Annotated in this window: 20 protein-coding genes and 2 pseudogenes; 20 read left to right on the top strand and 2 right to left on the bottom strand. The window is 59.2% G+C overall.

The window, feature by feature from the left end:
- The 14 genes and pseudogenes from Q4Q11_RS24550 to Q4Q11_RS24485 form a co-directional block, all read left to right on the top strand.
- Nucleotides 1-604, top strand: a pseudogene (locus tag Q4Q11_RS24550) (M28 family peptidase); the annotation flags it as partial.
- A 59-nt stretch (nucleotides 605-663) separates the two neighbouring features.
- Nucleotides 664-1,518, top strand: a complete 855-nt coding sequence (locus tag Q4Q11_RS24545) for a transporter substrate-binding domain-containing protein (protein WP_112509102.1) — start codon at nucleotides 664-666, stop codon at nucleotides 1,516-1,518.
- Nucleotides 1,519-1,599: 81 nt separating this feature from the next.
- The gene (locus Q4Q11_RS24540; RefSeq protein WP_112509104.1) at nucleotides 1,600-2,319 is read left to right on the top strand and encodes an ABC transporter permease subunit; all 720 of its coding nucleotides are present in this window, start codon (nucleotides 1,600-1,602) and stop codon (nucleotides 2,317-2,319) included.
- Nucleotides 2,319-3,056, top strand: a complete 738-nt coding sequence (locus tag Q4Q11_RS24535) for an ABC transporter permease (RefSeq protein WP_112509106.1) — start codon at nucleotides 2,319-2,321, stop codon at nucleotides 3,054-3,056. Before Q4Q11_RS24540 ends, Q4Q11_RS24535 begins: the two co-directional genes overlap by 1 nt.
- Nucleotides 3,053-3,820: an ATP-binding cassette domain-containing protein gene (locus Q4Q11_RS24530; RefSeq protein WP_112509108.1), complete on the top strand. Its 768-nt coding sequence runs from the start codon at nucleotides 3,053-3,055 to the stop codon at nucleotides 3,818-3,820. The genes Q4Q11_RS24535 and Q4Q11_RS24530 overlap by 4 nt, the downstream gene beginning before the upstream one ends.
- 34 nt (nucleotides 3,821-3,854) lie before the next feature.
- Nucleotides 3,855-4,712 (top strand): transporter substrate-binding domain-containing protein, encoded by an 858-nt coding sequence (locus tag Q4Q11_RS24525; RefSeq protein ID WP_498571118.1) that lies wholly within the window; start codon nucleotides 3,855-3,857, stop codon nucleotides 4,710-4,712.
- A 79-nt stretch (nucleotides 4,713-4,791) separates the two neighbouring features.
- A pseudogene (locus Q4Q11_RS24520) lies at nucleotides 4,792-5,001 on the top strand (DDE-type integrase/transposase/recombinase); the annotation flags it as partial.
- Nucleotides 5,002-5,451: 450 nt separating this feature from the next.
- The gene (locus Q4Q11_RS24515) at nucleotides 5,452-5,889 is read left to right on the top strand and encodes an acetyl-CoA carboxylase biotin carboxyl carrier protein (protein WP_498571117.1); all 438 of its coding nucleotides are present in this window, start codon (nucleotides 5,452-5,454) and stop codon (nucleotides 5,887-5,889) included.
- On the top strand, nucleotides 5,889-7,271 hold the full coding sequence (accC, locus tag Q4Q11_RS24510; RefSeq protein ID WP_112509114.1) for an acetyl-CoA carboxylase biotin carboxylase subunit: 1,383 nt from the start codon (nucleotides 5,889-5,891) through the stop codon (nucleotides 7,269-7,271). The genes Q4Q11_RS24515 and accC overlap by 1 nt, the downstream gene beginning before the upstream one ends.
- Nucleotides 7,268-7,693, top strand: coding sequence for an acetyl-CoA carboxylase (locus Q4Q11_RS24505; RefSeq protein WP_112509116.1), 426 nt, complete (start codon nucleotides 7,268-7,270; stop codon nucleotides 7,691-7,693). The genes accC and Q4Q11_RS24505 overlap by 4 nt, the downstream gene beginning before the upstream one ends.
- Nucleotides 7,690-8,397 (top strand): 5-oxoprolinase subunit PxpB, encoded by a 708-nt coding sequence (pxpB, locus tag Q4Q11_RS24500; RefSeq protein WP_498571116.1) that lies wholly within the window; start codon nucleotides 7,690-7,692, stop codon nucleotides 8,395-8,397. The genes Q4Q11_RS24505 and pxpB overlap by 4 nt, the downstream gene beginning before the upstream one ends.
- The gene (locus Q4Q11_RS24495) at nucleotides 8,394-9,389 is read left to right on the top strand and encodes a 5-oxoprolinase subunit C family protein (protein WP_498571115.1); all 996 of its coding nucleotides are present in this window, start codon (nucleotides 8,394-8,396) and stop codon (nucleotides 9,387-9,389) included. Before pxpB ends, Q4Q11_RS24495 begins: the two co-directional genes overlap by 4 nt.
- 31 nt (nucleotides 9,390-9,420) lie before the next feature.
- Nucleotides 9,421-10,188: a 5-oxoprolinase subunit PxpA gene (locus Q4Q11_RS24490; RefSeq protein WP_498571114.1), complete on the top strand. Its 768-nt coding sequence runs from the start codon at nucleotides 9,421-9,423 to the stop codon at nucleotides 10,186-10,188.
- A gap of 46 nt (nucleotides 10,189-10,234) precedes the next feature.
- A complete protein-coding gene (locus Q4Q11_RS24485; protein WP_112509124.1) occupies nucleotides 10,235-11,440 on the top strand; it encodes a pyridoxal phosphate-dependent aminotransferase in 1,206 nt (401 codons plus the stop codon).
- Nucleotides 11,441-11,498: 58 nt separating this feature from the next.
- Here Q4Q11_RS24485 and nac read toward each other — a convergent pair whose 3' ends face one another.
- Nucleotides 11,499-12,404, bottom strand: a complete 906-nt coding sequence (gene nac, locus Q4Q11_RS24480; RefSeq protein ID WP_112509189.1) for a nitrogen assimilation transcriptional regulator NAC — start codon at nucleotides 12,402-12,404, stop codon at nucleotides 11,499-11,501.
- A 239-nt stretch (nucleotides 12,405-12,643) separates the two neighbouring features.
- Here nac and Q4Q11_RS24475 point away from each other — a divergent pair, with 239 nt between their 5' ends.
- From Q4Q11_RS24475 to Q4Q11_RS24450, 6 genes are all read left to right on the top strand, one after another.
- A complete protein-coding gene (locus tag Q4Q11_RS24475) occupies nucleotides 12,644-13,423 on the top strand; it encodes an SDR family oxidoreductase (RefSeq protein ID WP_498571113.1) in 780 nt (259 codons plus the stop codon).
- Nucleotides 13,420-14,127, top strand: a complete 708-nt coding sequence (locus Q4Q11_RS24470) for an amino acid ABC transporter permease (protein WP_498571112.1) — start codon at nucleotides 13,420-13,422, stop codon at nucleotides 14,125-14,127. Before Q4Q11_RS24475 ends, Q4Q11_RS24470 begins: the two co-directional genes overlap by 4 nt.
- On the top strand, nucleotides 14,124-14,882 hold the full coding sequence (locus Q4Q11_RS24465; RefSeq protein WP_498571111.1) for an amino acid ABC transporter permease: 759 nt from the start codon (nucleotides 14,124-14,126) through the stop codon (nucleotides 14,880-14,882). The genes Q4Q11_RS24470 and Q4Q11_RS24465 overlap by 4 nt, the downstream gene beginning before the upstream one ends.
- Nucleotides 14,879-15,649, top strand: a complete 771-nt coding sequence (locus tag Q4Q11_RS24460) for an amino acid ABC transporter ATP-binding protein (protein ID WP_498571110.1) — start codon at nucleotides 14,879-14,881, stop codon at nucleotides 15,647-15,649. Before Q4Q11_RS24465 ends, Q4Q11_RS24460 begins: the two co-directional genes overlap by 4 nt.
- Nucleotides 15,650-15,680: 31 nt before the next feature.
- Nucleotides 15,681-16,517, top strand: coding sequence for an ABC transporter substrate-binding protein (locus Q4Q11_RS24455; RefSeq protein ID WP_498571109.1), 837 nt, complete (start codon nucleotides 15,681-15,683; stop codon nucleotides 16,515-16,517).
- A 98-nt stretch (nucleotides 16,518-16,615) separates the two neighbouring features.
- Nucleotides 16,616-17,290 (top strand): 4-carboxy-4-hydroxy-2-oxoadipate aldolase/oxaloacetate decarboxylase, encoded by a 675-nt coding sequence (locus tag Q4Q11_RS24450; RefSeq protein WP_112509138.1) that lies wholly within the window; start codon nucleotides 16,616-16,618, stop codon nucleotides 17,288-17,290.
- Nucleotides 17,291-18,105: 815 nt separating this feature from the next.
- Here Q4Q11_RS24450 and Q4Q11_RS24445 read toward each other — a convergent pair.
- A partial coding sequence (locus Q4Q11_RS24445; RefSeq protein WP_498571108.1) for an IclR family transcriptional regulator occupies nucleotides 18,106-18,792 on the bottom strand: 687 nt, incomplete at its 5' end.

The following is an 18,792-nucleotide window of genomic DNA, read 5'->3' as shown; positions in this document are numbered from 1 at the left end:
GATGTTTGGTAGCCTCAGCCATCAGCCGCCTGGGCCTGTCAAGATGCTGACGGCGCTCGGCTGGTGGTGGCATACACCGCACGACACGGAGGAACATATCGATCCTGACAATCTCCTCCGGGATACACAGATTGTGCTGGAGGTACTTTGGCGCCTGCTGACCTCGCCGATCCTGCCATTGGACTACACTGTTTATGCGGAAGCCCTTGGCAAACAGGTTGCCCGGCTGCAAACGGAGCTTGCGGGCCGCATCGACATCTCGGTTCTTGCAAATGCCATCGATGAGTTGCGCGTCAACGCAAACGCCATAGTGAAGGCCAAGGACGCATCCGCCGCCAAGGTCGCTCGCATCAATGCCTCGCTCATGCGTGCCAGCCGCCATCTCGTGCCGCTGAACTATACGAGCGGCGAGCGCTTTCATCATGACCCCGCCCTTCCGCACCCGGCGTGGCCGTCGCTGGAAGGACTGCGAGCGCTGGCGGCACTACCCCCGGCTTCGCCAGAGACCGCTTTCTACGCCGTCCATGCCCGTCAGGTGAGAAATCGCCTCGCGCATGCGTTGAGCCAAGCCAATGCGGCATTGCGCGCGGCGCTGGAGGACTGACGCAGTCATATCTCAAACTAAACAAACGGCACTTCAAAGCCGAAACGAGGGAACTGAAAATGAAGAATAGAAACCTGTTTGCTGCCGTGTTCGGCGCCATTGCCTTCCTGGCCCCGCTTGCGGCCGGCGCCAAGGACTGGATGCACGTCAAGGTCGGTATCGAAGGCGCCTTTCCGCCCTGGAACCTCATGGATTCCAGCGGCAAACTAGCCGGATTCGACGTCGATCTCATCAATGATCTCTGCAGACGCGCCAAGCTCGATTGCGAACTGATTGCCGGCGAATGGAATGCGATGATCCCGAGCCTCAATGCCGGCAAGTTCGATCTGGTGATGACGCTTGGCATCAACGAGAAGCGCAAGCAGGTGGTCGATTTCACCGTGCCCTATGCGAGTGGCGTTGCGAGCTTCCTGCTCGTCAAGGATGGATCGGTTTCACCCTTGCCGATGACCGGCGAGCGCCTGAATCTGAACGACAAGGCGAAGGCCTACCCGGTGATGGCCGAAATCGGCAAGGCGCTCAAAGGGAAGACCGTCGGTGTGGTTCAGTCGACCAGCCAGGAGCAGTTGATCAACAGCTATTTCGGATCCGATGTCGCCGTGCGCGACTATAAGAGCTCCGGCGAACGCGATCTCGACCTGAAGGCAGGACGTATCGATGCCGCTTTCGACAGCGGCGTCTATGAGACCTCCGTCCTCGGCAAGCCGGGAAACGAGGACCTGATGATGTCGGGTCCGCTGGTCAAGGGCGCGATGCTGGCAACCGAAGTCGCACTCGGCACGCGCAAGGGCGAAACCGATCTGAAGGCCAAATTCGATGATGCCATCAAGCAGGCCGCCAAGGATGGCACGATCAAACAGCTCTCGGAAAAATGGAGCAAGATCGACCTTACGCCGACGTTCGACGCCAATTGAACGCCCTCGCGAGACATCGTACCTAGCTGAGGCTTAGACAATGATACAATTTGCCAGAATCTGCTCCACCCGGGCAGCATCATGAACCAGCCAGGCATATTCGAACTTGCTGGCTTCGGCCCGGACGGCTGGGGGCATGCCCTTCTCGCCGGGGCATGGATGACGATCCTGGTCGCGATTGCCGGCTATGCTGTCGGCGCCTTTATCGGCACCTTCGGTGCCTGGGCGAAGATCGCCGGCAATCGCTTTGCGCTCACGGTGGCCGATGCCTACACGACCGTATTGCGCGGCATCCCCGATCTGCTGGTCATCTATCTCTTCTATTTCGGCGGCAGCGCCGTGGTCACGGCGATTGGCAAGCTTTTCGGGGCGGAAGGCTTTCTTGGCTTTCCCGGATTTCTTGCCGGCTCGCTTGCCGTGGGCGTCACCTCGGGTGCCCAGTTCACGGAGGTGCTGCGGGGTGGGTTCAAGGCGGTGCATCCCGGTGAAATCGAGGCGGCTATTGCCTGCGGCATGTCGCGCGGTTTGCGCCTGCGCCGCATCATTGCGCCGCTTACGCTGCGGCATGCGCTTCCAGGCCTCGGCAATGTCTGGCAGGTGGTCCTGAAGGAGTCGGCACTGGTATCGATCACCGGCGTTGCCGAACTCTTGCGTCAGGCCCAGGTCGGTGCCGGCTCGACCGGGCTTCCGTTCGATTTCTATCTGATGGCCGGCGCGATCTATCTGATGATCTCGACCCTTTCGAGCCTCATACTTCAACAGGCCGAGCGGCGGTTGTCGCGCGGCGTGAGGAGGCGTTGATGGATTGGCAGTTTCTCGGAGAAATATTCCTGAGCCTGATCGCCGCGATCCCCCTGACGATCGAGCTTGCCGTAACGTCGATCTGCCTCGGCGCTATCCTGGCGCTGCTGCTGGCGCTTGCCCGGCTTTCCGGCATGGCCGTGCTGAATTGGTTCGCGCGGCTCTATGTCTTTGTCTTACGCGGTACACCTCTGTTGGTGCAGATATTCCTCATCTATTACGGCCTCGGCCAGTTTCCAGCCATACGGCACAGTATCGTCTGGCCGTTCCTGCGTGATCCCTACTGGTGCGCGGTTCTGGCGCTGACCTTGAATACCGCGGCCTACGCCAGCGAAATCATTCGCGGCGGCCTGCTTTCGGTACCGCACGGTCAGATCGAAGCTGCCCGCGCTTGCGGCATGCACCGCTTTCTGATGTTTCGCCGCATCGTGCTGCCGCTGGCGATCCGTCAGGCCTTGCCAGGCTATGGCAACGAAATGATCTCAATGGTCAAGGCGACGTCGCTTGCCTCGATCATCACGCTGATGGAGGTGACGGGGGTCGCCGCCAAGATCATTTCGGAGACCTACCGGGCAATCGAAGTTTTCGTGGTCTCGGGGGCGATCTATCTTTTGATCAATTTCATGCTGACGCGTCTCATCCAGCTTGCCGAATACAGGCTGAGTCCGCATCTGCGCCCCCCTCCCTCCAGTCCCCGCTCCACCACCGAGGCAGTTGCCGCAGGAAATCCGCAATGATGGTCATACCGGTCGCCCTTCGCGTGCGTGACGTGCACAAGAGCTTCGGGCCTGTTGAAGTTTTGAAAGGCATTTCACTCGATGCTCTGGAAGGGGACGTCGTCTCCATTCTCGGCTCTTCCGGTTCGGGCAAATCCACCTTCCTGCGCTGCATCAATCTTCTGGAGACACCCGATTCCGGCGAAGTGACGGTGGCCGGCGAAACGATTCGTATGCAGCGAAATGCCCGCGGCGCGCACCGTGCGGCGGATGGAAAGCAGGTCGACCGGATTCGGTCGCAGCTCGGAATGGTGTTCCAGAGCTTCAATCTCTGGTCTCACAAAACGATCCTCGAAAACGTCATCGAGGCGCCGATCCATGTTCAGCGCCGTCCGCGCGCAGAAGCAGTCGAGGAAGCGGAAGCTCTATTGGCCAAGGTCGGCATCGCGGACAAGCGCAACTTCTATCCGGCGCATCTGTCGGGCGGCCAGCAGCAGCGTGCTGCCATTGCGCGCGCGCTCGCCATGCGCCCGAAGGTGATGCTGTTCGACGAACCGACCTCGGCTCTCGATCCGGAACTGGTCGGTGAAGTGCTACGCGTCATGCGGGCTTTGGCTGAGGAGGGGCGCACGATGCTCGTCGTCACGCATGAGATGGGCTTTGCGCGTGATGTCTCCAGTCGCGTCATCTTCCTGCACAGGGGCGTCGTCGAGGAAGACGGCAAGCCCCAGGACGTCTTTTCGAACTCGCAATCGCAGCGCTTCCGCCAGTTCATCAACCAATAACGTATCGCGCTCAATCAAGAATGGGAACTCGAGCATGAAATACCTGGCTGCAATTCTGACGGCGTTCATGATGATCGGCACCTTGGCCGTTTCGACCGCTGTACGTGCTGAGGAGAAGAAGTGGACACATGTGACGATTGCGACCGAGGGCGCGTTTCGTCCATGGAACTTTACCAAGGCCGATGGCAGCCTCGACGGCTATGAAATCGAGCTGATCAAGTATTTCTGTGCTCACATGAAGGTCGAATGCACGACCGTGATCCAGCCCTTTGATGGCATGATCCCGGCGCTGAATGCCGGCAAATTCGATGCGATCATTTCCGGCATGTCGGCGACCGCCAAGCGTGAAGAAGTCATTGCCTTCAGCGATTCCTACGGTACGACCGGGCAGACTTTTGCGACATTGAAAGACTCCCCGCTTGCCAATCTGCCTTTGAAGGGCGAAGTCTTTTCGCTCGCAACGGACGAAGCCGGCGCCGCCAAGGCGGTGAAGGAGCTTGAACCCTCGCTCAAGGGCAAGACGATCGGCGTGCAGGCCGCATCGATCGCCGCGACCTTCCTCGACAAATATTTGAAGGGCTTTGCCGAGATCCGCGAATACAAGACGACTGAACAACATGATCTCGATCTCAAGGCAGGCCGCGTCGATCTCATCATGGCATCCATGGCCTATCTTTCGACAGCTGCGGCAAAGCCGGGCAACGAGGATATGATTGTCGCTGGCCCGCGTTTCCAGGGGGGCATGCTCGGTCGCGGCAGCTCCGTCGGTTTGCGCAAGGACGATACAGAACTGAAAGCCATGTTCAACGATGCGATCGCCGTAGCAAAGGCCGACGGCACGATCGCCAGACTATCGCAGAAGTGGTTCGGTTTTGACGTGACGCCGAAGTGAACCTCGTTAAGATCCCCGATCTCGCGCAGGATTGCAGCTTCATCGAAGTGGAGCGCATCTTGTGAGGTGATTCTGGCTGATCGAGGTCCTGCAGGTCAAATACCTCAACAACATGATTGAGCAGGACCATCGTTTCATAAGGAGACTGACCCGGCCGATGGGATTCAAATCCTTTCAGTCGGCATCAGCTACACTGGATGGCATCGAAGTGGCCCACATGATCCGAAAACAACAATTTCCAGCGAATGGCCAAGCGGCTTTTCAACAATCCGCTGCGCTTGCTGCTTAACTGCGCCCAGCAATTGCCGTCTCTGTGGCCTTCCCAAAAGTTTGCGACAGAACCCAACCAGGTCTTCCATCGTGAAACTTATCAATTTGGGTCACTTGATCGCCGGCGCAAGGTTTCCACTCTCCTTGTGTAAAGGCTAGCGCCTTGTCACTACGTCGGCCATAAGTTTGTTTGTGGCTTGGCGATGTCCTCGCCATCCTAGAAATCATGCCGCAACAATAGTTTACATCAATCACGGGGCTTTGATTCGGCTGTATGTAAACCGACAGTTTGTGTCGGACAGGTTGTCATAGAATGACTTGCCGGTCGGCTTTAACACCGATTGGATGCCGGCGTCATTAAAAGTTCTTCTGACCCCATAGGGGTAGTGATCGTGTACGGAGGAAGTCAGCCAAACGCAGTCATCATTAAACAGATTGCGAAAGGTATTCCGAAATACCGGGTTCTCGCATGGATCTGTCGAAGATAAAAACACTGATCGATTTTGTCGGACAATCCCACGTTACCGAACTCACGGTAACGGAAAAGGATGTCACGGTTCGCATCTTCCGAACGTCTAGTCCGACGGATTCGTTCCGTGCAGCGCAGATGGCTGCCAGCGTTGCAACTGGCCGCGCTGAACAAGCCGGCGATGTTTCGTGCAAATCGCAGGACTCCATTATTGTGAGAGCGCCGATCTTCGGCGTCTTGCACCGGGCGCCAGCACCTGGACAGGCGCCTTTCGTTAAGATCGGCGACATGGTGGAGGAGGGGCAGACGCTTTTCATCATCGAGGCGATGAAGGTCTTCAACAAGATCGCAGCCCCGCAGGCCGGTCGCATCGGGCACCTCACCGAAATAGATGGCGGTGAAGTTGAGACGGGCGACATACTCGCGGAGATCGCGTGATGGCGGAAGCGTTCGACAAGGCGGGGCGACGTTTCGATACGGTCCTGATTGCAAATCGGGGCGAAATTGCTGCGCGAATTCAGCGCGCCTGCCGCGAACTCGGGCTGAAGACGGTCGCAATCTGCTCCGAAGCCGATAGGCAGGCGCCTTATGGCAAGGCGGCCGACACCTTTCTGTGCATCGGTCCCGCGAACGCAGCCGGCAGCTATCTCAATCAAAATGCGATCCTCCTTGCCGCGCAATTGACCGGGGCGGGTGCGATCCACCCCGGCTATGGGTTTCTGTCCGAGAACGCCGCCTTTTCCGAAGCCGTCGAGAGAGCCGGCCTCGCATTCATCGGCCCCGAGGCCTCCTCGATCGCGACCATGGGCGACAAGATATCGGCAAAACGGGCAATGATCCTTGCTGGTGTGCCTTGCGTGCCCGGTCCTGACACTTCCCTTCCGGATGATCCGGCTTCGGTCGAGCGGATCGCCGAGGAGATCGGCTATCCTGTGATCATCAAGGCCGCAGGCGGCGGAGGTGGCAGGGGGATGCGGGTGGTGCTCGATGCAGGCGAGCTGCACGAGGCCATCGCCCTGACATCGGAAGAGGCTCGTCAGGCTTTCGGTTCCCCGGCACTCTACATGGAAAAGTTCCTCCAGCATCCGCGTCACATCGAAATTCAGGTGCTCTGCGATGCCTATGGCAATGCCGTCTGGCTCGGGCATCGCGATTGCTCCATGCAGCGCCGGCATCAGAAAGTGGTGGAAGAAGCTCCGGCGCCCGGGATTTCCTCGGAAACGATAAAGCCTGTGGGCATGGCCTGCGTGCAAGCCTGCCGGCAGATCGGCTACCGTGGCGTCGGAACCTTCGAGTTCCTCTACGAAAACGGTGCCTTCTATTTCATCGAGATGAACACGCGCCTGCAGGTCGAACATCCCGTCACCGAGATGACCAGCGGGATCGATATCGTCCAGGCGCAGATAATGGTCGCCCAGGGTTTCCCCTTGGAAATACGCCAGGATGATGTGGCGTGTACCGGCCATTCCTTCGAATGCCGCATCAACGCCGAGGATCCCGAAAGTTTCCTGCCTTCGGCGGGTACGATCTCGGAATTAATCCTGCCGGAAGGGCAGGGAATCCGGGTCGATACCCATATTCATGCCGGCTATCGGGTCTCGCCTTACTATGACTCCCTGATCGCCAAGTTGATCGTTCATGCGCCTACACGGGCAGAAGCGATGGCCAAAATGCGCGAGACGCTTGCCGTCACCCGGATAGAGGGTATTTCCACCAACCTGCCGCTGCTGCGCACATTGTTCGAGGATGAAGGGTTTGCCCGCGGTGAGACGGATATCCACTATCTGGAACAATGGTTTCGGCAGAGGAGGGCGGCATGAGGGCGATCGACTTTAGCGACCCTTCGACCCTCGCGGCTCTGGCCGACGCACTGACGGCAGCAGGCGTCGATGGCGTGGAAATTTCGCGACCGGGCGGCAAGCTGCGCATCGTGGTCTCGAAGGCCGGGGGCGCCCAAATTAGCCTGACAGGAAATGCACAGCCTGCGCCGGCGACAACGGTGGCGGTGGTCAAAGCGCCAATGGCGGGCCACTTCTATCCTTCGCATCCTTCGGATTCCAATCAGACCGAGCGTCTGCCTCGCTCCGTCTCAAGCCAGGATGTGATCGGTTTTATTCGCATCGGTTCTGTCCTGCTTCCCATTCCAGCCGGCAGAGCCGGTTTGCTGGCCAGGCGATCGGTAGAACCCGAAACCCTAGTCGGATTCGGTGATCCCCTGTCCGAAATCGAGCCGCTGCCATGATTGCCACGTCGAACACCATCATGTCGTCGCGCGAAATCGTTCCTGCTTCCAAGGGCCGGGCACGGATTTCCTATATCGGCACCCGATCTTTCCTGCTGGAAGCACCGGGTGAATTCGATCTGCCCGCGCAGCGGCGGATCTGGGCTCTGGCACAAATCGTCAGGAGTTGGGCTGACATAGCGGAAGTTATCCCCGGAATGACCAATCTTCTGGCGATCTTCAAGGAGACCCCTGAGGATCCCGAACTGGTGACAGGGAGGTTTCTGGAGGCATGGAACAACGCCGAAAGCCTCGACTTGGCGGGAAAGACCATCGAAATCCCGGTTCACTATGGTGGCACCTATGCAATCGATCTTCCCGCCATCTGCGACTTTTGCGGCTTGAGCGATCGCGAGGTCGTGCGCCTGCATTACGAGGCAAGTTACCGCGTCTTCGCCTTGGGGAGCGCTCCCGGCTTCGGCTATCTGCACGGGCTCGACCCGCGTATCTATATGCCACGCAAGACCGTTCCGTCGCTCAGGATGGAGAAGGGCAGCGTCACGATCGGTGGAATGCAGACAGGCGTTGCGATGCTGACGGGCCCGAATGGCTGGAATTCGCTCGGCCACGCGGAACTGCAGATGTTCGATCCCACCTCCGCGACGCCGGCTTTGATGGCGCCCGGCGATATCGTGCGCTTTCTGCCGGCAAGGATCGAGCTATGATCGAGATTATCGAAACCGGCCCATTCAACACGATCCAGGATCTCGGCCGCCCCGGCTATCGCGACATTGGCGTCACGGCCAGCGGCGCGATAGACCCTCTTGCGGTGAAGATCGGCAATATCCTTGTTGGCAACAACGACGATGCGGCTGCAATAGAGGTTCAGACCTTTCCGTTCAAACTGCAGTTCGGGACGGGCGGCATCTTTGCCGTCACGGGTGCGGACGGCAGCCCCACGCTGGACGGACGGGAATTGATTGCGTGGTGCACCCACGTCGCGGAGCCGGGTCAGATCCTCGAGCTTAGGCATCCACCAAGGTTAGCGCGTGCTTACATCGCCTTCCGTGGAGGGCTGGATGTGCCGGTTCTCATGGGCTCGCGCAGCACGTCCCTGCGCGGCGGCTTCGGTGGCAATGCCGGTCGGGCGCTCATCAAGGGTGACCGGATTGAATTTGGCACATCCGCCGATGCGCTCCCCTTGCCGGCAAGTGGTCTTGCCGTTGTCGAGCCGGCGGTCGCCTTGCGCGATTTTTTCCCGGTCGTGATCGACGGAGTATTACCGATCCGCGCGATACCGGCCGGTGAACATGAGCTGTTTGCCGCCGATGCCGAGGGCTTCTGGAATCGGAGCTGGAGGATATCATCAAGTAGCGACCGCACCGGCTATCGCCTATCCGGCGAACCGATCAAATCGACGGCGAAGGTCGAGATGCGCTCGCATGGCGTGGTGCCCGGCGTGATCCAGGTCCCGCCAGCTGGCGAGCCGATCATCCAGATGAGCGATGCTAATACTGCGGGCGGCTATCCCAAGATCGCTGGCGTCATCGAGTGCGATCTGTGGCGGCTTGGCCAGGCGCGTATCGGCACCCGGCTCCGTTTCGTCCGCTCGACGCATGCGGAGGCGCGCGCCGTTGAGCAGGCCGTGAACCGCTACGTCGTAGACATCAGGCGGACATCGCAAATGGTCAAACGCGCCTTAAAGGCGATGGCCTGATGAGGGTGGCAGGAACCAAGAGGAGGAGCAGGTGAAAATCGATCTGAATTCCGACATGGGTGAAGGTTTCGGCCCCTATCGGCTATGCGACGACGAAGCGATGATGAAGATCGTCTCGTCGGCCAATATCGCCTGCGGCTTTCACGGCGGCGACCCGGACACGATGGCGCGCATGGTTCGCCTCGCGAAGGAAAATGGCGTGGGTATCGGCGCGCATCCGGGTCTGCCGGATCGGTCGGGTTTCGGCCGGCGTGAGATGCCGTTCCAGCCGGACGAGCTTCGCCAGCAGATGCTCTATCAGCTCGGCGCATTGATCGCGATCGCCAGGAGCGAGGGCATGAGTGTCGGACATTTCAGCTTTCATGCGGCGATGGGCAATATGGTCAATCTCGATCCAGCGCTCGCCGATCTGATGATGAATGCCATTGCCGCGGTCGATCCGCGTCTCGTGGTGTTCGTGACATCGGGCAGTGAAATCGAAAAGGCGGCAAGGCGCGCGAAACTCAAGACGTTGGCGCTGTTTCTGGCTGACCGCGCCTATGATGCCGACGGCAGGCTCGTCGACCGCGGTCTGCCGGGCGCGCTGGTCAAGGACGAGGCCGCGGTTCGCAAACGGGTGCGTCGCTTTCTGACGGATGGGACCGTCGAGGCGATCGACGGCAGCACTCTTGAAATGCCGGCCCGATCGATCCTCGTCCACAGCGATACGCCCGGCTCGCTCGACCTTGCACGGATTATCCGCAGCGAAATCGAGGCTTCTGGCGCCATGCTCGCGCCCGCAGCAGAGCTAGCATCCTGATCGCCTCCTGTCATCAAGTTTTCATTTCCACTGAAAGAGCACGCCGATGCCCTCCACAGCTGATCGCCTGAAGAACGTTTCCATCTCTGCCTCCGCCGCCATGACGCAGCGCGCCCGCGAACTAGCCGCCAAGGGCATCAAGGTCGTGAGCCTTTCATCCGGGGAGCCGGATTTCCCGACCCCGGCCCATGCGATCGAGGCAGCGCACGCGGCCGCACTCGACGGCGATACCAAATATCCGCCGATGGACGGCACGCCGGCGCTGAAGGCTGCGATCAGCCGAAAATTCAAGCGCGACAATAACCTTGATTACGATGCAAGCCAGATCGTCGTTTCCGGCGGCGGCAAACAGGTGATCTTCAATGCGATGCTAGCCACCTGCAATCCTGGCGACGAGGTCATCATTCCCACGCCGTCGTGGGTCAGCTACGCCGACATCGTCAAGTTTGCCGGCGGCGTCCCGGTCGCTGTCCCCTGCTTCGAGCAGGCCGGGTTCAAGCTGCGTCCGGAGGACCTCGAGGCGGCGATCACGCCGCGCACCAAATGGCTTCTCCTGAATTTCCCGAACAATCCGACGGGTGCCGCCTGCTCGCGCGCGGAAATGGCCGCGATCGCCGAAGTCATGCTGCGCCATCCGGATGTCTGGATCCTGACCGACGATATCTACGAGCATCTGGTCTACGACGGGTTCGAATTCTGCACGATCGCCGATGCCGAACCGAGGCTTTACGACCGGGTCCTGACGATGAACGGCGTCTCCAAGGCCTATGCCATGACCGGCTGGCGCCTGGGATACTGCGCCAGCGGATCGAAGGAACTGATTGCCGCGATCAGCAACGTCAACGGCCAGAACAGCGGCGGCATCGCAACCGTCACGCAGGCAGCGGCGATCGCAGCGCTGGACGGGCCGCAGGATCTCCTGAAGGAGCGGGCGGCGATCTACAGGGAGAGACGCGACTTCGTGCTCGATCAACTGGCGAAGGTCGAAGGGCTGCGCTGCCACAAGCCGGAAGGCGCATTCTACATCTATCCCAATATGTCCGGACTGATCGGCAAGACCACCAAGGGCGGACGCAAGATCGAGACGGACGTCGATTTCGTCATGGCGCTGGTCGATGAGCACCATGTGGCGACAGTGCAGGGCTCCGCCTATGGCATGAGCCCCTATTTCCGCATCTCCTACGCGACAAGCATGCAAAAGCTTGGCGAGGGCTGCGCCCGTATCGCTGAATTCTGCCGCGATCTGCGCTGACCAATGATTCCACACGCCTCCGACCGGTTTACGGGTCGGAGGGACGCGTTCCGAAGCTCTAAAGCTGCAATTGCTCTGTCAGTTCGAGGAGGATGTCTTTGACGGCGAATGCCGGCTCCGACAGCGAGTTGTGATCGGAGGTGCAAAGGGACAGCGTTTCTTCTATTCGCGGAGAGATGAGCCGGCAGACGAGAGGCTCACTCGATTCCGAGACGATGCGGTCGGCGATTGCTTTCGGCATGATGGTCGCGCCCAGTCCGCTTCCGACGGCGCGCGCCAGGGTGCGCACGATCTCGACTTCGGCCACGACCTTGAGATTGATGCGGCTGCGCGTAAAGGCGGCATCGACGGCGCGGCGCACGAAATTATAAGCCGGCGGCAACAGCATCGGCATTCCATCGAGCGCACTGACCGGAACGGGTTTCTGGTCTGAATCGATCGCGAAATTGCGGTGAGCGACGAGGTAGAATTCTTCCCTCAGGATCGGCTCGAACCGCACGCCCTTGATCGGCCCCGTGCCGTGGATCAACGCCATTTCCAGCCGACCGGTCATGATCATCTGGCTGTAGGTCTGACCGACGCTCTCCGTCAGATGAAGCAGAATGCCGGGGTGCCTCTTTCGTGTCTCCGCCAGAAGGTCGACGGAAAGCGTGGCGGCGCTGCTGAAGGGCACAAGGCCGACCGAGACGCGTCCGGCAAGCGAATTGCCGGCGGCGGCGGCATCGGCTTGCGCCTGTTCCATCTGACGCAGAATGATCTGCGCGTGCCGATAAACCGCGTGCCCGGCATCGGTCATGCTGACGCCCTGCTGGCTCCGGATCAGGAGTTTCTGGCCGAAATGTTCCTCGAGCGCCGCCAATTGCTGGCTCAGAGCCGGCTGGGCGAGATGCAGGATATCGGCGGCCCGCGTAATGCTGCCGCTATCGACGATGGCGATGAAGGATTTGAAGCGTCTGATATCCATGGCATCGATTACTGTTCTGTTTTGGCGGCGCATGTTTGCAGACGCGCATCTGTTTTGCAACGCGGGTCAATGTCGGCAAACCCTGCGGATCGTTGCGAAAGTGGCGCGATGAGCCTCGGCTTTGGCTGGCTGGCGGCCGGCACATCTCCATAAAACTTGCTTATTACTCCAAAAGTAATCGGTCTTAGGCAAGGAGTTGAAGCTCCGTTAATGTCCACACCAACAAAAAGGGGATCATAATGCCATTCTCCGACTACAAGACCGCGCTGGTCACCGGCGCCTCCTCCGGTATCGGCGCCGCGGTGGTGGAGCGGCTTTGCCGCGAGGGCATCGAGGTGCATGCGATCGCTCGCAGGGCCGGCGCCCTGAAGGAGCTGGCCGAGCGCACGGGATGCATCGCTCACGTCATCGACGTGACGGATCGCGCCGCAATCGCGGATCTCACGAGCCAAGTTCAGTTCGACATTCTCGTCAACAATGCGGGCGTCGACCGACCGAAGAAATTCCTTCAGGCTGACGAAGAGGACATCGATCTCATCATCGACGTCAATCTTCGCGCCGTTCTGCACATCTGCCGTCTGGTCGTGCCGGGGATGGTTGCTCGCGACCGAGGGCATGTCGTCAACATCTCCTCGATCGCTGGAAACTACAATTTCGGCGGCAACTCCACTTACCATGCCGTCAAGGCTGGCGTTGCCATGCTGTCGAACCAGCTGCGCATCGATGCATTCGGCAAGCGGGTCCGGGTCACCGAGATCTGCCCCGGCCGCGTTGCAACCGATATCTTCAACCACGTCCATGGTGATGACCCGAGCGTGCGCGAACGCTTCATCGACGGATTCGAGCTGCCGCAGGCGGCTGATATTGCCGATGCGATCGCCTTTGCAATTTCAGCGCCGGTCGCAGTCAATATCGGTCATATGGAGATCACTCCGACATTGCAGGTAATGGGCGGCCTGCAGACGGCAAAGCCGGAGACGTCCGCCGCCACCTATGACGCGGAAGGTGCGAAGCGGTGAGCGGGTTCGATCTGTCGGCCATCCTGAGGAACCCCGACTACGTTGCGATGCTCTTGCAGGGCGTCGAGATGACTTTCGTCATCTATGTCGGCTCCTGGCTCCTTGCGATGACGCTGGCCATTCTGCTTTTTGCCCTTCGCGTCTCGCCGCTTCGCATCGGCGATCCGATCGTGAAGGCCTACGTCTCCTATCATCGCAACGTGCCGACGCTTGTGCAGCTGATGTTTTGGTATTTCGGGATCTATACGCTGATGCCGCAAGGCATCACCGACTGGCTGGCCGATCACAATGCCGAGGCGGTCTTTGCCATCGTCGGTCTGGGACTGTGCCAGGCCGCTTATTTCAGCGAGGATTTGCGCTCCGGCCTGCGCTCGGTCAGCACGGGGCAGATGGAAGCGGCCAAGGCGCTCGGGCATGGCTATATCTCCGCCATGCGTTTCGTCATCATGCCCCAGGGCATACGCAACGCCCTGCCGCCGCTCATCAATCACAGCGTATCCCTGTTCAAGAACAGCAGTCTCGCGATCGTCGTAGGTGCGTCGGAGCTTACGCATGCCGTCAAGGAAATCGACAATGTCAGTTTCCGCACCTTCGAGATCTACCTGATCGGTACGGTCATCTATCTGTTCTTCTCCCTCATCATCATGGCCTTCGGCGCATATATCTCCCTGCGCAGCGATCCGATGCGGAGGGCACGCACGTGATCCAGGATATCATCAAGATCCTCCACGATTATTGGCTTCTGCTGCTGATCGGCCAGTATCCCAACGGCCCGCTGGGGGGGCTTGCCAACACGCTGATCCTTTCAGCACTTGCCATCGCGCTCGCATTTCCCGTCAGCATACTGCTAGCCATGGCCCGTCTCTCCAAATGGGCAGTCCTCAGATGGCCCGCAACCGGCCTCGTCTACATCACGCGCGGCGTTCCGTTGCTGATGCTGATGCTGTGGTGCTATTTCATCATTCCGCTATGGACGGGGGCGGATGTCCCGAGCTTCCTGATCATGCTGGTAACGCTTGTGATCTATGAGGGCGCGTTCTTAAGCGAGGTCGTAAGGGCCGGCATCGTCTCGCTCGGCCAGGGGCAGATGGATGCTGCCAGGGCGCTCGGCCATAGCTACATCGGGGCGATGCGCTTCGTAATCCTGCCGCAGGCGCTCTACAACATGATTCCGAGCATGATCTCGACCTTCGTTTCCACGATCAAGGACACGACGCTCGGCTACATCATCAATGTGCCGGACCTGACTTTCGCGGCAAGCCAGGTGAACAACCAGCTGCTGTCGCAACCCTTCCAGGTCTTCTTCATCCTCGCCGTTGTCTACTATGCGCTTTGCTGGGGCCTGACCCATGTCGCAAACAGCGTCGAACGGCGAATTGCCCGCCGGCGCGCCGGGCCACGGAAGATGCGCCTGCTTAGCGACGTCGTTCCCTTAAAAACATTCACGGAGCAGCTATGAGCATCCCAGTTTCCGCACCGCAGGACGGCGCTCAGGAGATCAGTCTTCGCGAGGTGTGCAAGAGCTACGGTCATTACCAGGTGTTGAACAACATCAATGCCGATGTCAGCCGCGGCGAAGTCGTCGTCATTTGCGGCCCGTCCGGTTCGGGCAAGTCGACGCTGATCCGTACGGTCAACCGGTTGGAAGAGATCAATAGCGGTTCGATAGATTTTGAGGGCAGGAATATTCATGCCGCGATGGGCGCTGCCGAGCTCGATCGGCTGCGCAGCCGCATCGGCTTCGTCTTTCAGAATTTTAACCTGTTTCCGCATCTGCCCGTCGTCGATAACGTTTCCATGTCGCCGATCCGGGTCAAAGGCGTGCCGGCGAAAGTGGCGCGCGAGAAGGCGCTCGCGCTGTTGGATCGCGTCGGTCTTGCCGACAAGGCCAATGCCTATCCCGGCCAGCTTTCAGGCGGCCAACAACAGCGCGTGGCCATTGCCCGCGCGCTCGCAATGGAGCCGCCGGTCATGCTCTTCGACGAGCCGACGAGCGCGCTTGATCCCGAGATGGTCGGCGAAGTCCTCAGCGTCATGAAGAACCTCGCGGCGGAAGGAATGACCATGCTCTGCGTCACCCATGAAATGGGCTTTGCCCGCGACGTGGCCGACCGGATCTGGTTCATCGATGCCGGCGAGATTCTGGAGACCGCATCTCCCGAGGAGTTTTTCAAGAATCCTCGTCATCCGAGGGCTCAGCGCTTTCTTTCGGATCTGCGCCACTAAGCATCTGAAATCAATAACAAGGAGAACAGCTATGGACTGGAAGTATCTTACCGTGACATTGGCGCTTTCCGGCGTCGCCATTGCCCTACCGGCCAAGGCGGATCAGCTCGACACCATCATGTCGGCAAAAACGCTTCGCTGTGCAACCTATGCCGACGTGCCGCCGTTTTCCTCGCCGGACCCGAAAACCCGCGAAATGGTTGGGTTTGACGTCGATCTGTGTAAGGCGATCGCAAATGAACTTGGCGTGAAGGCCGAGATCAAGCCGATTTCGGTGGAGGCACGCGTCCCTGAGGTCAAGCTTGGCCGCGTCGACATCACAGTCGCAAACCTTGCCTATACGCTGACCCGCGCCGAACAGATCCAGTTCAGCGATCCCTATTATGTCGCCAAGGAAATGCTGATTGTTCCTGCGGATGACGCCGGCAAGACGAAGGCCGATTTCGAAGGCAAACGTCTTGCGTCGACCAAGGGCTCGACTTCGGAACTGGCAATCAAACTCAACAAGTCCGAGCCGCTGACCTTCCAGGATACGGGCTCTGCCTATCTCGCCGTTCAGCAGGGTAAGGCACGCGGCCTGGTTGCCAACACCATGACGACGACGCTGCTCGTCAACGAGTCAAAGACGAAGGGCAAGCAGATGCGCATGATCGACGAGCCCATGCTTTTGGAGCCCGTCGGTATCGGCATGCAAAAGGACCAGCCGGCTTTGACGGCAAAGATCAACGCGATCCTGCACACGCTTGATGACAAGGGCCAGATCAACAAGATCTGGGAGAAATGGCTTGGCCCGAACACCGAGTACAAGATGACCCGTACCGAAAAGGTCGTGCCGATCACCGAGCTGAAATTCGACCCGATTCCCTGACTATAGGCCGCTTAGTCCGGCCAATCATCCATCCGAAAATTGTCGTTGATAACAGGCGGTGGGCACGCCCGCCGCTAGCTTAACCATGGGAGGTTTCCGTGACCCACATCAAAGATATTTCTAACCGTCCGAGCAAGGCCGACATCGACGCACTCGCCAAATTCTCGCCCGCAACGATCCACGAGGCGCAAGGCCGCCGCGGCGCGCTGTCCTCGCGGCTGAAGCCCGTGGATTATCGCATGAAGCTTTGCGGTCCGGCATTCACGGTGAAATGCGCACCACGCGACAACATCATGCTGCAGCTTGCGATCAACTACGCCAAACCCGGCGATATCATTGTCGTTTCCGCGGGCGAGTATGAGGAAGCCGGCTCCTTCGGCGATGTCCTGGCCAACGCGTGCCTTGCCAAGGGTATCGGTGGGCTGGTGACCGATACCGGCGTGCGCGACACGCTGCAGCTGAGAGAGCTCGGATTTCCGGTATTCTCGCTCAGCGTCTGCATCAAGGGCACGGTCAAGGAAACGATCGCGGCGGTCAACGATCCGGTCATCGTCGGCGGCGAAATCATCAATCCCGGCGACATCGTCATCGGTGACGCTGATGGGCTGGTCATCGTCCGCCAGGGGGAGGCACAGGATGTCGCACGGCTCTCTCTCGCTCGTGACGAAGCCGAGGCCGGCTACATCGAAGCGTACAAGCAGGGCAAATCGGTCATAGAAGTCAGCAAGCTGGAGTCCGTGTTGAAGGCTAAAGGGCTGACGGGCAGCATTTGATACGCTTTTGAAACATCCGCTTATTGCATCGCCGCGCCATGTATCTCTGCAATTCAGGCAAGACTGGTCTGGACGAAGGCTGTGACCGACATATGCGAGCTGTCTTGAACCATACTTAGCTGGAGCGAACATCACGGTGTAGAGATCGTGATTTAACTTTCGAGGCAAAAGTTTAACGCTGAGACAATCGTATCGACGGTTCGCATCCCTTCACATCAACGGTTTCGATTTTGTTGGCTATCGGTCGTGATTTTTAAAGTGGCATTGCAGCCAAGTGCGGGATGACTTCTTTGCGGCTTCATGTACGAACCGCGCTCCGCGGGAGGGCTGCGCGGTGAGGTCGGTGTGATCATTTGAGGTTCTAGGCAGGCTGCTGGCGTTGTCGGACCATTAATTATCAACTAGATAGATGACTTTACCGTGATGGGTGGCTCTCGTTATCCAGCCAAACACGATAGCCCTACCAATATAACGTCCGATAACATGGCATAAGCCATTTCGCTCCTCCTCGATCATGGTTGGATTGGGGGCGAGGGGAGAGTGGCAACAATCCGGAGAGCGAAGCCAGCGGCTTACGCACACTTTCGATTCAGACAGCGATCCGATTCTCGTCCAACGGGCCGCGCCTCGAAGATGAGCGCGACCATCGGCGACGATCGGCGCCGACCATCGCATTTTTGGGGAGCCCAGGAGCGCGGTCACCCTTTGATGTTTCGGGGATCGCTCCCCTGCGAGTCCGGCTGTCCGATCCGACCATCCCGGTTGTGGATTTTCAGTTCCATTTGGTTGCTTTCGCGAAACAAATCCTCCCGGATTCAGGAGCCGAAGAGGCGGCCTTTCGTTGACCGAAAGCCAAGCTTTTCGGAGATTTCATGAGCCGCGTTCAAGAGACTGTCGAGATAGGCGGTGCGGTTGCGCAGGCCATCTTCGCGCGGGGTAACCAGGCAAAGTGTCGCAATGCACGCGCCATCGGCTTGATAGATCGGCACGGCGAAGCAATGGGTGAAATTCTCCACCTCGCTGTTGAAGGTGAAATATCCGTCTTCGGCGGCTTGGCGCACTTGGGTAATGAAATCGGCCGGCTCCAGCCGCTTGCCATTCGGCAGGATGAAATCCTCTGGCGGAATGAAATCGAGAATTTCCTGGTCAGTAAGATGTGCGACAAGCAAGCGCCCCGAGGCCGTCCACGGAATTGCGACGAGCTCGCCAACATTCGACGAAATGCGAAACGGGCGGATGCCCTCACGCATCATGGCGACCGTATATTTATTGCCTTCCAGCAGGCACATTTGTGCTGTCTCGCGCGTTCCCTCCGCCAGCACGCTCAGCATGCGGCCGCACTCGCGCATCAGGTCGAATTGTTCGGCATAGGCGGTTCCGAGAAAATAGAGACGGCGGCCGAGAAAAACTCGGCCATCGCCGCCCTGATAGTCGAGCATGCCATGGCCGAGCAGGAGATTGACGAGCTCGTAGATGGAAGAGCGTGGTGCGCCGATTTCCGT

It is taken from the genome of Rhizobium sp. UFLA01-1127, assembly GCF_059803845.1.
The sequence above is the reverse complement of the archived record's forward strand: the minus strand, read 5'-3'. Positions and strand labels throughout refer to the sequence as shown.

What these genes read in the sequence shown, in the direction of transcription:
- Q4Q11_RS24545 (WP_112509102.1), top strand. Translation starts at nt 664, where the DNA reads ATGAAGAATAGAAACCTGTTTGCTGCCGTGTTCGGCGCCATTGCCTTC.
- Q4Q11_RS24540 (WP_112509104.1), top strand. Translation starts at nt 1,600, where the DNA reads ATGAACCAGCCAGGCATATTCGAACTTGCTGGCTTCGGCCCGGACGGC.
- Q4Q11_RS24535 (WP_112509106.1), top strand. Translation starts at nt 2,319, where the DNA reads ATGGATTGGCAGTTTCTCGGAGAAATATTCCTGAGCCTGATCGCCGCG.
- Q4Q11_RS24530 (WP_112509108.1), top strand. Translation starts at nt 3,053, where the DNA reads ATGATGGTCATACCGGTCGCCCTTCGCGTGCGTGACGTGCACAAGAGC.
- Q4Q11_RS24525 (WP_498571118.1), top strand. Translation starts at nt 3,855, where the DNA reads ATGAAATACCTGGCTGCAATTCTGACGGCGTTCATGATGATCGGCACC.
- Q4Q11_RS24515 (WP_498571117.1), top strand. Translation starts at nt 5,452, where the DNA reads ATGGATCTGTCGAAGATAAAAACACTGATCGATTTTGTCGGACAATCC.
- accC (WP_112509114.1), top strand. Translation starts at nt 5,889, where the DNA reads ATGGCGGAAGCGTTCGACAAGGCGGGGCGACGTTTCGATACGGTCCTG.
- Q4Q11_RS24505 (WP_112509116.1), top strand. Translation starts at nt 7,268, where the DNA reads ATGAGGGCGATCGACTTTAGCGACCCTTCGACCCTCGCGGCTCTGGCC.
- pxpB (WP_498571116.1), top strand. Translation starts at nt 7,690, where the DNA reads ATGATTGCCACGTCGAACACCATCATGTCGTCGCGCGAAATCGTTCCT.
- Q4Q11_RS24495 (WP_498571115.1), top strand. Translation starts at nt 8,394, where the DNA reads ATGATCGAGATTATCGAAACCGGCCCATTCAACACGATCCAGGATCTC.
- Q4Q11_RS24485 (WP_112509124.1), top strand. Translation starts at nt 10,235, where the DNA reads ATGCCCTCCACAGCTGATCGCCTGAAGAACGTTTCCATCTCTGCCTCC.
- nac (WP_112509189.1), bottom strand. Translation starts at nt 12,404, where the DNA reads ATGGATATCAGACGCTTCAAATCCTTCATCGCCATCGTCGATAGCGGC.
- Q4Q11_RS24475 (WP_498571113.1), top strand. Translation starts at nt 12,644, where the DNA reads ATGCCATTCTCCGACTACAAGACCGCGCTGGTCACCGGCGCCTCCTCC.
- Q4Q11_RS24460 (WP_498571110.1), top strand. Translation starts at nt 14,879, where the DNA reads ATGAGCATCCCAGTTTCCGCACCGCAGGACGGCGCTCAGGAGATCAGT.
- Q4Q11_RS24455 (WP_498571109.1), top strand. Translation starts at nt 15,681, where the DNA reads ATGGACTGGAAGTATCTTACCGTGACATTGGCGCTTTCCGGCGTCGCC.